The 14,748-nt window shown below is 71.5% G+C and carries 17 protein-coding genes; 3 read left to right on the top strand and 14 right to left on the bottom strand.

Features of this window, described 5'->3' with window-relative positions; genetic code table 11:
* Positions 1 to 109 precede the first annotated feature (109 nt).
* Entirely contained in the window at positions 110 to 1,297 is a 1,188-nt protein-coding gene (locus ACMW4R_RS06865; RefSeq protein ID WP_418299498.1) for a THUMP-like domain-containing protein, read from the top strand.
* A gap of 5 nt (positions 1,298 to 1,302) precedes the next feature.
* Here ACMW4R_RS06865 and ACMW4R_RS06860 read toward each other — a convergent pair whose 3' ends face one another.
* Genes ACMW4R_RS06860 through tsaB form a run of 4 tightly spaced genes read right to left on the bottom strand, consistent with a single transcriptional unit; the run spans position 1,303 to position 4,050 of the window.
* Complete coding sequence (locus ACMW4R_RS06860; protein WP_418299497.1) at positions 1,303 to 1,725, bottom strand: hypothetical protein; 423 nt, start codon at positions 1,723 to 1,725, stop codon at positions 1,303 to 1,305.
* Complete coding sequence (tsaD, locus tag ACMW4R_RS06855; protein WP_418299496.1) at positions 1,722 to 2,822, bottom strand: tRNA (adenosine(37)-N6)-threonylcarbamoyltransferase complex transferase subunit TsaD; 1,101 nt, start codon at positions 2,820 to 2,822, stop codon at positions 1,722 to 1,724. Before tsaD ends, ACMW4R_RS06860 begins: the two co-directional genes overlap by 4 nt.
* Entirely contained in the window at positions 2,822 to 3,418 is a 597-nt protein-coding gene (rimI, locus tag ACMW4R_RS06850; RefSeq protein ID WP_418299495.1) for a ribosomal protein S18-alanine N-acetyltransferase, read from the bottom strand. Before rimI ends, tsaD begins: the two co-directional genes overlap by 1 nt.
* On the bottom strand, positions 3,415 to 4,050 hold the full coding sequence (gene tsaB / locus ACMW4R_RS06845) for a tRNA (adenosine(37)-N6)-threonylcarbamoyltransferase complex dimerization subunit type 1 TsaB (RefSeq protein WP_058597875.1): 636 nt from the start codon (positions 4,048 to 4,050) through the stop codon (positions 3,415 to 3,417). Before tsaB ends, rimI begins: the two co-directional genes overlap by 4 nt.
* A 63-nt stretch (positions 4,051 to 4,113) precedes the next feature.
* Here tsaB and ACMW4R_RS06840 point away from each other — a divergent pair, with 63 nt between their 5' ends.
* Complete coding sequence (locus ACMW4R_RS06840; RefSeq protein ID WP_418299494.1) at positions 4,114 to 5,037, top strand: alpha/beta fold hydrolase; 924 nt, start codon at positions 4,114 to 4,116, stop codon at positions 5,035 to 5,037.
* Here the strand turns inward: ACMW4R_RS06840 and ACMW4R_RS06835 are convergent.
* The 10 genes from ACMW4R_RS06835 to coaA all read right to left on the bottom strand — a co-directional run bounded on the left by ACMW4R_RS06835 (position 5,012) and on the right by coaA (position 13,681).
* Positions 5,012 to 5,929: a sensor histidine kinase gene (locus ACMW4R_RS06835; protein ID WP_058597873.1), complete on the bottom strand. Its 918-nt coding sequence runs from the start codon at positions 5,927 to 5,929 to the stop codon at positions 5,012 to 5,014. The genes ACMW4R_RS06840 and ACMW4R_RS06835 overlap by 26 nt on opposite strands.
* A complete protein-coding gene (locus ACMW4R_RS06830) occupies positions 5,926 to 6,642 on the bottom strand; it encodes a response regulator transcription factor (RefSeq protein WP_058597897.1) in 717 nt (238 codons plus the stop codon). Before ACMW4R_RS06830 ends, ACMW4R_RS06835 begins: the two co-directional genes overlap by 4 nt.
* Complete coding sequence (locus tag ACMW4R_RS06825; RefSeq protein ID WP_058597872.1) at positions 6,639 to 6,920, bottom strand: DUF4190 domain-containing protein; 282 nt, start codon at positions 6,918 to 6,920, stop codon at positions 6,639 to 6,641. The genes ACMW4R_RS06830 and ACMW4R_RS06825 overlap by 4 nt, the downstream gene beginning before the upstream one ends.
* Positions 6,917 to 7,450, bottom strand: coding sequence for a DUF3060 domain-containing protein (locus tag ACMW4R_RS06820; RefSeq protein ID WP_418299493.1), 534 nt, complete (start codon positions 7,448 to 7,450; stop codon positions 6,917 to 6,919). The genes ACMW4R_RS06825 and ACMW4R_RS06820 overlap by 4 nt, the downstream gene beginning before the upstream one ends.
* Before the next feature lies 1 nt (position 7,451).
* Positions 7,452 to 8,657, bottom strand: coding sequence for an OmpA family protein (locus ACMW4R_RS06815; RefSeq protein ID WP_418299492.1), 1,206 nt, complete (start codon positions 8,655 to 8,657; stop codon positions 7,452 to 7,454).
* Positions 8,658 to 8,736: 79 nt separating this feature from the next.
* Positions 8,737 to 9,240 carry a tRNA (adenosine(37)-N6)-threonylcarbamoyltransferase complex ATPase subunit type 1 TsaE gene (tsaE, locus tag ACMW4R_RS06810; RefSeq protein ID WP_418299491.1) on the bottom strand — a complete coding sequence of 168 codons (504 nt, stop codon included), beginning with the start codon at positions 9,238 to 9,240 and terminating at the stop codon, positions 8,737 to 8,739.
* Positions 9,237 to 10,358 (bottom strand): alanine racemase, encoded by a 1,122-nt coding sequence (alr, locus tag ACMW4R_RS06805; RefSeq protein WP_418299490.1) that lies wholly within the window; start codon positions 10,356 to 10,358, stop codon positions 9,237 to 9,239. The genes tsaE and alr overlap by 4 nt, the downstream gene beginning before the upstream one ends.
* Positions 10,355 to 10,735: a holo-ACP synthase gene (locus ACMW4R_RS06800; protein ID WP_058597867.1), complete on the bottom strand. Its 381-nt coding sequence runs from the start codon at positions 10,733 to 10,735 to the stop codon at positions 10,355 to 10,357. Before ACMW4R_RS06800 ends, alr begins: the two co-directional genes overlap by 4 nt.
* A gap of 96 nt (positions 10,736 to 10,831) precedes the next feature.
* On the bottom strand, positions 10,832 to 12,682 hold the full coding sequence (gene glmS / locus ACMW4R_RS06795) for a glutamine--fructose-6-phosphate transaminase (isomerizing) (RefSeq protein ID WP_058626481.1): 1,851 nt from the start codon (positions 12,680 to 12,682) through the stop codon (positions 10,832 to 10,834).
* 54 nt (positions 12,683 to 12,736) lie between these two features.
* The gene (coaA, locus tag ACMW4R_RS06790; RefSeq protein WP_058597865.1) at positions 12,737 to 13,681 is read right to left on the bottom strand and encodes a type I pantothenate kinase; all 945 of its coding nucleotides are present in this window, start codon (positions 13,679 to 13,681) and stop codon (positions 12,737 to 12,739) included.
* 51 nt (positions 13,682 to 13,732) lie between these two features.
* On the opposite strand from coaA, the gene ACMW4R_RS06785 reads away from it, so the two are divergent.
* Positions 13,733 to 14,662, top strand: coding sequence for a Ppx/GppA phosphatase family protein (locus ACMW4R_RS06785; protein ID WP_058597864.1), 930 nt, complete (start codon positions 13,733 to 13,735; stop codon positions 14,660 to 14,662).
* Positions 14,663 to 14,748: the final 86 nt, after the last annotated feature.

The raw sequence follows: 14,748 nt of genomic DNA, 5'->3' as shown, positions 1-14,748 counted from the left end.
CAGAAGACTTGTCAGCACTCACGCGGGGAGAGTGCTAATCCGAGTGTAGAGAAGCGCTGGCACTCACGCAACGCGAGTGCCAACACAATCGCGCACCTAGGCTGAATCGGTGGATACCCGCGAGCTGACCGCCCTCCTCACGCCCGACGGCCTGCGCCTGCTCGACGAGGTGGGCCGGATCGAGTCCACCGACGACGCGGCGCGGACGGTGTCGCGACTGCGTGCCGCCGGCCACTCCCCCGACCTCGTCTCGGCGGTCGTCGGTCAGGCGCGGTTGAGGGTCCGCGCGACGACGAAGTTCGGCCCCTTCGCCGAGCGGATGCTCTTCACCCGAGCGGGCCTCGAACAAGCCACGCGCCTGTCGATCGCCGCGCGGCATGCCGGGCGGTTCCGTGCCGCGGGGATCACGCACGTCGCCGACCTCGGTTGCGGCATCGGCGGCGATGCCCTCGGGATGGCGGGTCTCGGCATCCGGGTCCGGGCCGTCGACGCCGATGAGGTGACGGCAGCGATCGCCGCGTACAACCTCGCTCCCTTCGACGACGCCGTGACCGTGACACATGCGCGCGCCGAAGACGTCGACCTCGAGGGAACGGATGCCGTGTGGCTCGATCCCGCGCGACGGACCGCCGGGCATTCCGAGACGCGACAGGTGTCGTCGGCCGAGTGGTCGCCCTCCCTGGACTGGGTCTTCGCGCTGCTGAAGGAACGGCCCGGCGGAGTGAAGCTCGGACCGGGCTTCGATCGCGACCAGATCCCCGACGACCTCGAGGCGCAGTGGATCAGCGCGGACGGCTCGACCATCGAGCTCGTCCTCTGGTCGGGAGCACTCGCCCGCGACGACGTGCGTCGCGCCGCCCTTGTCGTGCGCGGCGACGAGGCATGGGAGCTCACGGCTTCGGCCGACTCCCCCGACGTCGAGCCGCGCGAGCTCGGGGCGTTCGTGCACGAGCCGGACGGAGCGGTCATCCGCGCGCGGCTCATCGGCGAGGTCGCTCGCGCGCTCGACGCGGGGATGCTGGCCCCGGGTATCGCCTACCTGACCTCGGACGCGGCGCTCACGAGCCCGTTCGTGTCATCGTTCCGGGTGCGCGAGCAGCTCCCGGCGGACCCGAAGAAACTCGCGCAGGCGCTGCGTGCTCGCGGCATCGGGACGCTCGAGATCAAGAAGCGCGGCGTCGACGTCGATCCCGCGATGCTGCGCAAGAAGCTGTTCCTACGCGGCGACGAGGCGGCGACGCTCATCCTCACGCGTATCGGCTCGAAGCGGCTCGCCCTCCTGGCCGATCGCGTCTGAGCCCGTCACGCGGCGAGCTGCGAGAAGCCCCAGATCAGCCACCCGGCGCTGAAGACGGCGGACAGCAGCGCCAGCACGAGCGCCCATGTCGCCGCGCGTCGACCGTCGTGCGCGCGACGCAACGACATCGTCGCGATGATCGCGGCCACCGCGCTGAGCGGGAGCAGCCACCCCCAGAAGAACGACGACGCCAACGAGGCGATCGCGAGCAGCAGGGCCCACGGCGCGAGCGAGGGCGGCGGCTTCGGTGCCGGGGGGACGTAGGGGATGACGTGGTCGCCGAAGGCCGCCATCTCGAGTTGCGCTGTCGCGAGGCGGCCCTCCTCCGCGCCCGAATCGACGGGGTCGGTCTTCGCGGGCTCGGGGAGGACGGTCTGGCCCTCGACCTCTTTGCGCGCGCGCCGAGTCGGCGGGGACGCCTCGCTCACGCGGCGGCTCCGGGCTGCGGCGCAGGAGGCTCGGCATCCTGATCCTCCGCCACCTGGATCTCGGTGACGGGGAGCGTCGAGTCGGCGCCGAAGGCGAGGGTCGACGGACGACGACCCGAGGCGATGAGCTCGGCCGCGAGCGCCGCGATCATCGCACCGTTGTCGGTGCAGAGCCGCAGCGGCGGGATGCGGACGGCCACGCCCGCGGCGGCGGCCCGTTCGAGGGCGACATCGCGCAGGCGCTTGTTGGCGATGACGCCGCCGCCGAGGAGCAGACGCGGCACGCCGTAGCGCTCGCACGCGTCGAGGGCCTTGGTGACGAGCACGTCGACCACGGCTTCGCGGAACGACGCCGCCACGTCGGCGACCGGGACGGGCTCGCCCGCCGCCTCGTGCTGCTCGACCCACCGGGCGACGGCGGTCTTGAGGCCCGAGAACGAGAAGTCGTAGCGGTGGGATGCCATGTCGGAGGCGCGCGACAGCCCCCGCGGGAAGCGGATCGCGGTCGGATCGCCGGAAGCCGCAGCGCGATCGATCTCGGGACCGCCGGGGTACGGCAGCTTCAACAGTCGCGCGACCTTGTCGAAGGCCTCGCCCGCGGCGTCATCCATGGTCTCGCCCAGCAGCTCGACGTCGCTGGTCAGATCGCGCACGAGGAGGAGAGACGTGTGCCCGCCGCTCACGAGGAGGGCGACCGTGGGGTACTCCAGCTCGCCGGCGTCGACGTCGAGGATGTCGGCGGCGATGTGACCGACGAGATGGTTCACGGCGTACAGCGGCTTGTCGAGGGCCACCGCGAGCCCCTTGGCCGCGCCGACACCGACCATCAGGGCACCGGCGAGCCCGGGGCCGCTCGTGACGGCGACGGCGTCGAGGTCGGCGAGGGTCACGCCCGCTTCGGCGAGCGCGGCATCGATCGAGGGCTGGAGGGCCTCCAGGTGCGCGCGGGCGGCGACCTCGGGGACGACGCCGCCATAGCGCGCGTGCTCGTCCATGCTCGAGGCGATCGTGTTGCTCAGGAGCTGTCGACCGCGGACGATCCCGATCCCGGTCTCGTCGCAGCTGGTCTCGATGCCGAGTACGAGGGGGGCGTGCATCAGCACCAACCCTTTCCGGTCGTCGGGGCGTTCACGGATCCGGAAGATGGCGCCGGATCCGGATCCCGTTGCGGTTCTGCTCCGGATCCGGTGCCTTTTTCCGATTCTGCGAACGCGGATGCCACGCCCTCGGCGCGGCGCGCCGCCCAACCGCGCAGGTCGAGCTGCATCACGATCGCGTCGACGTCGTCGGGCTGGTAGTACCGCGGGCGGCGCCCCACCTCGACGAACCCCTCCGAGGCGTACAGCGTCTGAGCGACGGGGTTGTCGGCGCGGACTTCGAGGAACACGTCGTGGACGCCCCGACGGCCCGCCTCCTCGAGCAGGGTCGTGAGCAGCGCTCGCCCCCGCCCTCGACCGCGCGCGGCCTCGGAGATGGTGATGGTCTGGACGTCGGCATCCCGAGCCCCGCGCACCGCGCGCAGACCCGCGTACCCGATCACACGGCCCGCTTCTTCGACGACGACGTACCAGCAGTGGGGCGAGGCGAGCTCCTCGCGCATCATCGCCGCGCTCCAGGCGTCGGTCGGGAACGAGGCGTGCTCGAGTGCCATGATCGCGTCGAGGTCGTCGAGGGTGGCGCCGCGCGTCGTCATCCGCTCACCCTCTTCGGGGCGTGTGCGGCGACGACATCGGGGCTGCGCAGGTAGAGCGGTTCGGGACCCGCGAGGGTGCGCCCGGCGTCGAGGGCGCGGGCTGCGGCGAGGGAGATCATCGCGGCCGACACGCTCGTCGCGTCGACGCGGGCCGCGCCGAGCTCGGCCAGGCGGCCATCGAGGTCGTCGCGCGGGCTGAGCGCGGCATCCGAGACGCGGACGGGAAGGCCGTCGTCGTCGATACCGTCGTAGACGCTGTAGGCGAACTCCCGTCGGCGTGCGTCGGTCACGACCGCGAAGCGCGGGGTCTCGACGTCGATCAGCGCATCGGCGAGCAGGATTCCCAGCGCGATGCCGTCGTGGCTGGGCACGGGCACGACCGGGACACCGCGCCCCAGCGCGTACACCCGAGCGGTCGCGATCCCGACCCGCAGTCCCGTGAAGGGGCCCGGTCCCATCCCGATCGCCACGTGCGTCGGCGCCGGGGCCGCGGACGTCGCGCGCCGCAACAGATCGCCGATGACCTCCGCGTGACCGAGGGGGTTCGCGCTCTGTTCGTCCGCGAGCACTTCACCGTCGCGCGTGATCGCCGCGACGGCGGTGCCGAGCGAGGTGTCGATGCCGAGGATCACCGTTCCAGGTTATCCGCCGCGGGTCGTGGCATCCGATCGGGGTCCGTGTTCCGAAGAAGGATCATGGATGCCACCGACCTCGGCCTGCGACGGCTCGCCGTTCCCACCACGGTGGGGACGATCGTCGTCCACGCGGGCCGAGCGTCGGGGAGTCCGGTCGCCACCGTGCTGCTGCACGGCGCAGCCGGATCGTGGCGGACGTGGATTCCGCTGATCGCGGCGTCGGACGGGATGCGGCGGCCCCTGTCGGACATCATCGCGATCGACCTGCCCGGTTGGGGCGAGTCGGCCGGCCCCGTTCCCGACGCGGGAGACCTCGCCGTGGCTGTGGCGGCCGTCGCGCGCGCACTCGGGTATCCGCGCTGGCGCGTGGTCGGGCACTCGCTCGGGGCGGTGGTCGCGCTGGATGTCGCCGCGCGCTTCCCCGGCGCGACGGTCGCCGTCGGCGTGGTCTCGCCGAGCGGACGGGGAGCGCGGATGGTGGCACAGCACCCGGTCCGCGGCATCCTGACCCTGCCCGGACTCAGCGGCATGGTCCTGGCGATGCGCCTGCTGCGCGGCCTCGGGCCCCTGTCACGACCGCTGCTCTCCCTGCTGGCGCGAACGGGCCTGCTGCGCCTGCTGGCACGGCCGCTGTTCCGGCATCCCGCGCGCGTCGACCGTACGGTCAGCGACGCCCTCGCGTACGAGATCCGACCCGCCTCGTTCCTCGCCGCCGCTCGCGCGGCGCGCACCCACGACGACGCCGTCTGGCGGCGTGTCGCGTGCCCGGTCCGCGTGGTCCGGGGGCGCCACGACGTGTTCGTCGCGGCGCGCGATGGTCAGCGGTGGGGGCGGCTGATCCGCGATCTCGACGAGATCGTCCTCGACGACAGCGGTCATTTCGCACACGTCGAGCAGCCGGTCCCCACGCTTCTCGCGCTCCGCGAGGTCTGGGCGGCCGACCGCGTGCCGGCTCCGGTCAGGCGGTCGGCAACCGCAGCGTGACGACGGTTCCCGCGCCCTCGCGCGAGCGCAGTTCGACGTCCCCGCCGTGACGGTGGAGGATCGTCCGCACGAGAGAGAGGCCAATACCCGAGCCGGGCACATCACGGGCGTTCGCCGCGCGCGCAAGGTCGTCGAACACGACGGCCTGGGCGTCGGCCGGGACCCCGCGTCCCGTGTCGGCGACCTCGATGACGGCCCCGCCGCCGTCCTCCCGCAGGCGGACCTCGATCGGACCGGATGCCGAGAACTTGACCGCGTTGGCGAGGACGTTGTCGAGGGCCAGGGCGAGTAGATCGGGGTCTGCCGGGAGCACCGGGACCGACCACGGCACCCGCTCGGCGATGACGCTGATGCGCCCCCTCGCCTCGGGGCGCTGCTGTTCGAGCGCGTGCACCGCGTCGCGAGCGAGCGCCTCGAGGTCGACCGGCTCGGTCTCGAGCGGCCTCGTCTCGATCTCGGACAGTTTGCGGAGGTCTCCCACGAGCGCTGCGAGTCGTCGCGCCTGCGCGTCGATCACCTCGACGTGAGCGGGAGCCGCGGCAGGATCGATTCCCGCCAGGGTCGCCCGGATGGCCGTGATCGGATTCTTCAGCTCGTGGTCGAGCCGCGCGAGGAAGCGTCGATGCGCCTCGCGCTCTTCACCGCGCCCCGCGCGGTATCCCTCGTCCCGCGCGACGGCGCGCGCTGCTTCTGCCCGGCCCCGCCGTGCCACGACGGTCACGATGACGGCAGCGATGATCGAGAGAACCACGCCGATGTACACCGCGACGAGAGGCAGGGCCGTGCTCACGGTGAGCGCCCTCCGCTCCCCGGCGACGAACAGCGAGAGAGCCACGATCGCGCCGACCGCCACGGGCAGCACGATCGCGAGAACCGCCGCCCGCCGGCTCATGCGGCACCGACCGGGTGCACGAAGCGGTATCCCGCACTCTGCACGGTCTCGATGTAGCGCGGGGCGCCGGGGTCGTCGCCGATCACGCGCCGCAGCTCGGCGATGCGGTGGTCGATGGCGCGGGTCGAGGTGACAAAGTCGAAGCCCCACAGCGCGGTCAGTAGACGGTCGCGCGTGTGCACCTCCCCGGGGTGCGCCATGAGGTAGTCCAGCAGCATCACGGCCTTGGGCGTCAGGGTCACCTCGGCGCCGTCGCGCCAGACGCGCCGCGCGGACCGGTCGAGCTCGAGGGCTCCCGCCCTCAGTCGCGGTGCCGCGCTCAACGGGCGCTCCCCCGGCACGCTGCGCCGCAGCACCGCCCGGACGCGCGAGAGCAGCTCCTGCGGGTCGAACGGTTTGTTGAGGTAGTCGTCGGCGCCCTCGTCGAGGGCGGCGCTGCGCTCGTACGACTCGCCCACCTGGGTCAGCAGGATGATGGGCAGCCAGCGCCCCTCCGCGCGCACGCGGCGGACGAACTCGCGCCCGTCGACACGCGGCATGATGACGTCGCACACGGCGAGCGCGATGTCGCCGGTGGGGAGCACGTCGAGCGCCTCCTGCCCGTCGGCTGCGACCACGACGCGGTAGCCGCTGCGCTCGAGGAAAGCCCCGAGACCGGCGCGGATCGTCTCGTCGTCGTCGACGAGCAGGATGCCTGGGCGTTCGTCGCTCACGACGACACCCACGTGGCGAACACGGGAACACCGACCGCGACGGCGATGAGCACGCCGACCCCGATGATCGTGGCGGCCAGGACGAGATACCCGAGGACGAGACCGACGATGGCGAGGGTCGCCCCGCGGTCGCCGGTGCGACGGATCTGTCCGAGAGCGACGTGCCCGAAGACGACGGGCAGGATGCCGAATCCGCACAGCCCCAGCACGAAGGCGGCGATCGCGAGACCGTTCGTCCGCGGCGGAGCCGGGGCCCAGACGGGGACCGGCGCGCTCATCGCTCGTCCCGGACGGACGTCGTCGCGACGCCCGTGTCGTCGAGGCGTGGGGCGCTCCCCCGCCAGAGGATCGTGTTCACGTCGCCGCTGACGGCGAGATCGCCCACCTGCTGGGCGTACACGACGATCCCGTCCCCCTTCACGGTGAGCCTCGAGACGTCGTCGAGCACCACCACCGTCGCGAAGCCCGAGACGGTGACGTCGTCGCACGCCCCCTCGACCCGGACGACCTTGCCGTCGTCGGCGATGACGAGACCGGGAGTGCAGGCGACGGTGGTGTCCGCGAGCGAGATCGCCTCGTCGCGGGTACGGAGGTTCGACGGGGCCTCGGCCGCATCGGAGGCGTCGGGGGCGGGCGGCGCGATCACCTCGGGCCGCGGATCGTCCGTGACCGCCTCGACACTCGTGGCGTCGGTCGGCGAGGGCAGGGGGCCGGCGGCATCCTTCTCGTCCGTGATGCTCACGGCGCAGCCGGTGAGAGCGGCGAGGCCGAGCCCCAGGGCCAGGGCGGATGCGGTGATTCTGCGCATGTCAGCCTCCGAAAGTGGGGACGAGGATCTCGACCCGGCGGTTGAGTTGGCGACCCGCGGGGTTGTCGGCCCCGTCGATCTCGTTCGCGGCGACGGGCCGGGATTCTCCGTACCCTTCCGCCGTCCAGTCGGTGGGTGTCCCCCGTTGGCGGAGCGCCTCGACGACGGCCTGCGCCCGGCGCTCCGACAGCACCTGGTTCTCGGCATCGGTGCCGATGGCATCCGTGTGTCCGGAAACGGTCGCCGCCGGGACGGCCGCCTGGGTGAGGACGGTCGCGAGCGCGTCGAGCACGGATACCGCATCCGGGCGGATCTCCGCCGAGTCGAAGTCGAACAGCACCGCGTCGGACAGGGTCAGGGTGGTGCCGCAACTCGTCACGGGGGCCAGCGCCGTCAGCGGTGGGAACACGCCGAGCCGCGGCACGGGCGCCAGCGGGGCGACGGATACGGTCACCCCGTCGACGCGGCCGGTGCCGTCGCCGAAGTTCTGGATCTCGACGGTGCCGTCGCGGTACGACCCGGAACCGTCGCCGGAGTTCTGAATCTCGACCGCTCCGGCGCGGTAGGTCCCCGAACCGTCGCCGAAGTTCTGGATGCTCTCGTCGCCGCGGGTGCTCGTGCCCGACCCGTCGCCGAAGATCTGCACGTCGCGGGTCGCATCGCGGTACGTTCCCGAGCCGTCACCGAAGTTCTGGATCGACACGTCGCCCGAGGTGTACGACCCCGATCCGTCGCCGAAGTTCTGGATCTCGACGCCGCCGATCGTCGTCGACCCCGACCCGTCACCGAAGTTGCGGACGGCGCCGTCGGGCCCGGTATAGCTACCCGAGCCGTCGCCGTACAGCACCGCCGTACCGGCTCCGGCGCTCACGCTCTGCCCGGCGTCGCACGGCGCGGAGCTGACCGTCACCCCCGGCAGCGAGGCGAGCGACGACGACGCCTCGATCGTGAAGGCCGAGGCCGAGTCGTCCAGCACCGCCAGGTCGGGCAGGGTGAACAGGGGCACCGGCGGGAACTCGCCCACGTCGTATCCGGCGACCCGGGCGACGTCCGGCTCCGGCGTCGACGTCCCCGGATCGATGGACGGCGAAGGGGCGGAGACGGATGCCACCGGCTCCGCGCTGCACCCGACGAGAACCAGGGCGGCGAGAGCGGCGGAGACACCGAGGGTCCGGCGGACCGAGGGAGAGCGGGGGGATCGACTCATGGCATCCACCGTATTGACCCGATGTCGCACCCGTGTCGCCGCGATGTCGCTGTTTCGCGACAACCGTGGCGCGCACAGGTCACGGTCGACGCGAGATCGTCACCGTCCGCGGAGCGTCCGCATCGAGGTCGAGCGTGTGCGGAGCGATCTCGCCACAGGCGTTGTCGACACCGCGACCGCCCACCTCACGGTCGATCTCGATCTCCCACCAGGAGTCGGCGAGGTACTCGGCGACCCCGCGCCCCCACTCGACGATCACCGCAGATCCCGCCACATCGATGTCGAGATCGTCGAGCTCGACGGCAGCCCCCAGACGATAGGCGTCGACGTGCACGAGAGGCGTCCCCCCGACCAGCGAGGGGTGCGTGCGCGCGATCACGAAGGTCGGGCTCTGGACGGGACCCCGGATGCCGAGCCCCTCGCCGATCCCGCGGGTCAGGGTCGTCTTGCCGGCGCCGAGCGGGCCGGTCAGCACGACGACGTCGCCCGGCTCCAGCGCGCGCCCGAGAGCGCGGCCGAGCTCCTCCATGTCGCCCGGACCGTCGACACGGCGTTCACCGAGCAGCTCTTCGGGCACGCTCATGCGCCGACCTCCCGACGCGGCACCCGGGCGCCGATGCGCGTGACGATCTCGTAGTCGATCGTGTCGGCGGCGTCGGCCCAGTCGCGCGCCGCGGGGACCCCGAGGGTCGGATCACCGAACAGCACGACCTCGTCGCCGACCGACACGGGGTGGTCGCCGACATCGACGACGAACTGGTCCATCGCGATGCGCCCGGCGACCGTGAACCGGCGCCCTCCGATCACGACGGGCCCACGGTCCGAGGCCTGTCGGGGCACGCCGTCCGCATACCCGAGGGGCACGAGCGCGAGGGTCGTGTCGCGCTCGGTGCGGTAGGCGTAGCCGTACGACACCCCTGTTCCCGCCGGCACGCGGCGAACGGCCGACACCGCGCCGCGCAGGGTCATGGCCGGGCGCAGGCCCAGATCCGCCGACGTCCGATCGTGGAACGGGGAGATGCCGTAGATGCCGATGCCGATGCGCACGGCGTTCAGACGCGTCTGCGGGAGCGCGATGGCCGCGTGCGTCGCGGCGATGTGCCGAAGCGGCGGATGAAGACCCGCGGATGCCGCGAGAACGACGCCCTCCTCGAAGCGAGCGAGCGCAGCGAGGTCGTCCGCCTCGCTCGTGTTCGACAGGTGCGAGAACAGTCCGACCACGCGCAGCCGTCCGATGCGCTCGAGGCGCGCAGCCTCAGCGAACACGGTTCGCCAGTCGGCGGGCGCGACACCGTTACGCGAGAGGCCCGTCTCGATCTTGAGGTGCACCGCCGCGGGGCGATCGCCCTGAGCCGAGTCCGCCGCGCGCAGCAACTGGTCGATGTCGGAGATTCCGAGCTCGATGTCGTGGCGCACCGCCTCGACGAACGACGCCCCGGGCGCGTGCAACCACGCGAACAGCGGCGCATGGATGCCCGACCGGCGCAGCGCGAGAGCTTCGTCGATGTCGGACACGCCGATCCGGGTCGCCCCTCCGCGCAGGGCGGCCACCGCCGCGCGATGCGCGCCGTGACCGTACCCCGCGGCTTTGACGACCGCGATGACCTCGACCCCCGTGAGGCGTCGGAGGTGTCGGACGTTCTCCGCGATCGCATCCACGTCGACGAGGGCTTCGCGGAGCACTCCCGGTGCCATTCTCATGCGGTGTCTCCTGGAGGGGTCGGCGTTCCGGCTTCGGCGATCACGTACGCGGTGGCGAGCCCCGCGTCGTGCGACATCGACAGGTGCAACACCGTGATGCCGCGGGCCGCGATCGTGTCGGCGGTCTCACCGCTCAGGGCGAAGACCGGGCGGCCCGAGGGCTCGGACGCGACCTCGATGTCGGTCCAGTACACGCCGTCCGAGCCGCCGAGGGCCTTGATGAGCGCTTCTTTCGCGGCATATCGTGCGGCGAGGGAGCGGGGTTTGAGCACGCGCTCCGCGGGCGCGAAGAGGCGGGGCAGCAGCCGCGGGGTCCGCGCGAGCTGCTCCTCGAAACGGGGCACGTCGACCAGGTCGACGCCGATTCCGACGATCATGCACCCTCCCCTCCTGGCATCCTGTCCATTCTGCCCGGTCGCCGGGACGAGGAAGGGGCCGGATGCCACGGCATCCGGCCCCTTCCTCGGTCTGGCTTACTCGACCGTGACCGACTTCGCGAGGTTTCGCGGCTGGTCGACATCGAGGCCCTTGGCCTCGGCCAGACCCATGGCGAAGATGTGGAGGGGCACCACGGCCAGCAGCGGCTCGAAGAGAGGAGCCGCGAGCGGGATGCGCAGCACCTCGTCCGCCGCGGGGAGAACGGCGACGTCGCCCTCCTCGGCGATCGCGATGACGCGGGCACCGCGGGCGCGGATCTCCTCGATGTTCGAGACGACCTTCTTGTGCATCTCTCCCGAACCGCGCGGCGAGGGCACCACGACGAACACCGGCTGGCCGGGCTCGATCAGGGCGATGGGGCCGTGCTTGAGCTCACCGGCGGCGAAACCCTCGGCGTGGATGTACGCCAGTTCCTTGAGCTTGAGCGCGCCTTCGAGCGCGATCGGGTACCCGACGTTGCGGCCGAGGAACAGCACCGAGCGGGTGTCGGCCATCCAGTGCGCGAGCTGCTCGATGCGCGATTGCTCGCTCTCGAGCACGCGGGCGATCTTGCCGGGGACCGCCTCGAGCTCGGTGACCGCCTCGACGGCTGCCATCGCGTCGACGGCGCCGCGGACACGACCCACGTGCAGGGCGAGGAGGTAGAGCGCGGTGATCTGCGCGACGAACGCCTTCGTCGAGGCCACGGCGACCTCGGGGCCCGCGTGCGTGTAGACGATGGCATCCGATTCGCGCGGGATGGTGGCGCCCTGCGTGTTGCAGATCGACAGGGTCTTCGCGCCGCGCGAGCGGGCGTACTTGACGGCCATGAGCGTGTCCATCGTCTCGCCGGACTGACTGATCGAGACGACGAGGGTGCGAGGGGAGAGCACCGGGTCGCGATAGCGGAACTCATGCGCGAGCTCGACGTCGACGGGGACGCGCGTCCAGGTCTCGAGCGCGTACTTGCCGACCATGCCGGCGTACGCGGCGGTTCCGCAGGCGATGACGAGGATGCGGTCGATGTCGGCGAGGAACTCGTCCAGCCCCTCCAGCTCGGGAATCTCCACCCGGCCCTCGTGGATCCGGCCGCGCAGCGTGTTGGCGACGGCCTCGGGCTCCTCCGAGACTTCCTTGGCCATGAACGACGACCAGCCGCCCTTCTCCGCCGCGGACGCGTCCCAGGTGACCTCGAAGGCCTCGACCTCGACGGGAGCGCCCGAGAAGTCGGTCACCTCGACGCCGTCCGGGGTGATGGCCACGATCTCGTCCTGCCCGATGGCGAGCGCGTTGCGGGTGTGTTCGACGAAAGCGGCGACGTCGGAGCCGAGGAAGTTCTCGCCCTCGCCCAGGCCGATCACGAGCGGCGAGTTGCGGCGCGCGCCGACGACGAGGCCGGGGTGGTCCTCGTGCATCGCGAGCAGCGTGTAGGCGCCCTCGAGGCGCGACACGACGGAGCGGAAAGCCTGCACGAGGTCCTTGGTGCGGGCGTATTCCCGACCGATCATGACCGCGGCGACCTCGGTGTCGGTCTCGCTGCGGAAGGCGAAGCCGTCGCCCACGAGCTCGCTCTTGAGCTCGGCGAAGTTCTCGATGATGCCGTTGTGGATGACGGCGAGCTTGTCGTCGTCGGCCAGGTGCGGGTGCGCGTTGGCGTCGGTGGGGCCGCCGTGCGTGGCCCAGCGGGTGTGCCCGATGCCGGTCGTCCCGTTGGGCATCGGCGACGACTCGAGGTCCTCGCGAAGGACCGCCAGCTTGCCGGCGCGCTTGCGCATGCCCAGCCCGCCGTCACCGTCGATCACGGCGATGCCCGCGGAGTCGTAACCCCGGTACTCCAGCCGCGACAGGCCCGCGAGAAGGATGTCCTGGCTCTGCCGAGGACCCACGTAACCGATGATTCCGCACATAGCTTCCGAGTCTACGGGGCCGCGCCTGAACGAACTCCCGTTGGATGCGAGGGCTCAGAGCTTGCGCAGCAGCACCGATTCGACGGTGTGATCGGCGCCCTTCTGCAGCACGAGCTTCGCGCGGTGCCGCGTGGGCAGAACGTTCTCCTCGAGGTTGGGGAGGTTGATCTCACGCCAGAAGCCCAGTGCCCGCTCGACCGCCTCCTCGTCGCTGATGTCCGCGAAGACGCGGAAGAACGACGACGGGTTCGTGAAGGCGTTGTCGCGCAGCGCCAGGAAGCGATCGACGTACCAGCGCTCGATGTGGGCAGCATCGGCATCCACGTAGATCGAGAAGTCGAACAGGTCGCTGACCGCGACCTCGTTCGGCGAGGGCGGCGGCTGCAGCACGTTCAGCCCCTCCACGATCACCACGTCCGGCCGGTGCACGGTGACGTGCGCGTCGGGCATGATGTCGTACCGCACGTGGGAGTAGAACGGAGCGCGCGCCTCCTCGGCCCCCGACTTCACCTCGCTGAGGAACTCGACGAGAGCTCGCCGGTCGTAGGACTCCGGGAAGCCCTTCCGGTCCATGAGGCCCCGCCGCTCGAGCTCGGCGTTCGGATAGAGGAAACCGTCCGTGGTCACCAACTCGACGCGCGGGGTGTCGGGCCAGCGACTCATCAGCTCGCGCAGCAGGCGCGCGATGGTGGACTTGCCCACCGCCACGGATCCGGCGACCCCGATGACGAAGGGGGTCGTGGCATCCGGTTCTCCCAGGAAGGCGCTCGTGTCGGCCCCCAGTCGCCGCGTGGCGCGCGCGTAGAGGCTCAGCAGGCGACTCAACGGCAGATAGACCTCGGCGACCTCGCGCTGGTCGAGCCGGTCGCCGATGCCGCGCAACTGCACGACCTCGGTCTCGGTGAGCGGCTGTTCGATCCCCCCGGCCATGCGGGCCCACTCGGCTCGATCGATCTGTCGATAGGGGCTCAGCGACGGTGCGGCGGCGGTCTCGGACACGCGGCAATGCTACTCGCGGGCCGATCGGCGCCTTCCCACTACGCTCGGACCGTGCGTCTCGGAGTCCTCGACATCGGCTCGAACACGGTCCACCTGCTCGTCGCCAACGCGCGAGCCGGGGGCCGCCCCACAGCCACCACGTCCCACCGCTCGGTGCTGCGCCTCATGCGCTACCTCCAGCCCGACGGGTCGATCTCGCCCGAGGGAGTGAAGGGACTCGTGGATGCCGTCACCGCGGCCCGCGCGACGGCCGAGGCCGAAGGGGTCGACGAACTCCTCGCGACGGCGACGTCGGCGGTCCGCGAGGCGACGAACGGCGACGCCGTGATCGCGCGGATCGAGGAAGCCCTCGGCCAGCCGCTGCAGGTGCTCGGCGGGGAGACCGAGGCGCGCTTCACCTATCTCGCGGTGCGGCGGTGGTTCGGCTGGTCGGCGGGACAGATCCTGCTGTTCGACATCGGCGGCGGATCGCTCGAGATCGCCGGCGGTGCCGACGAGCTACCCGATCTCGCGGAATCGGTCCCGCTCGGCGCGGGACGCTCGACCGTGCAGTTCCTCCCTCACGACCCGCCCAGCGCCGACGAGATCGACGCGCTGCGCCAGCACGCCATGTCCGTCCTGGCGCCGGTGGCCGAGCGCTTCGCCGCCCTCCCCCGCCCCGACCACGTGGTGGGGTCGTCGAAGGCGATCCGCTCTCTCGCGAAGCTCGCGGGGTACCCGGTGCCGGGCTGGTCGGGGATCGACCGCATGGTCCTGCCCCGGCGGCAGCTGAAGGATTGGATCCCGCGTCTCGCGCAGATCCCCGCCGACGCGCGCGAGGCACTGCCCGGCATCACCGCGGATCGGACGTTCCAGATCGTCGCCGCCGCGATCGTGGTCGAGCGCGCGATGAAGGCCATGGACGTCGAAGAGCTCGAGGTCTCCCCCTGGGCTCTGCGCGAGGGTGTGCTGCTGCGCTACATCGAGTCGCTGGAGTACTGAACGACGAAGGCTCGGGGACTCAGATGAATCGAGGTCCCCGAGCCTGTCGAAGGGACCGAACGCCCGCGGACGTTCTCGAACTCGTC

This window comes from Microbacterium sp. S1037, assembly GCF_048381605.1.
GTDB classification, from domain to species: Bacteria; Actinomycetota; Actinomycetes; order Actinomycetales; family Microbacteriaceae; genus Microbacterium; species Microbacterium testaceum_B.
Note: the sequence above shows the minus strand (reverse complement) of the source record. Positions and strands in the feature narration are given on the sequence as shown.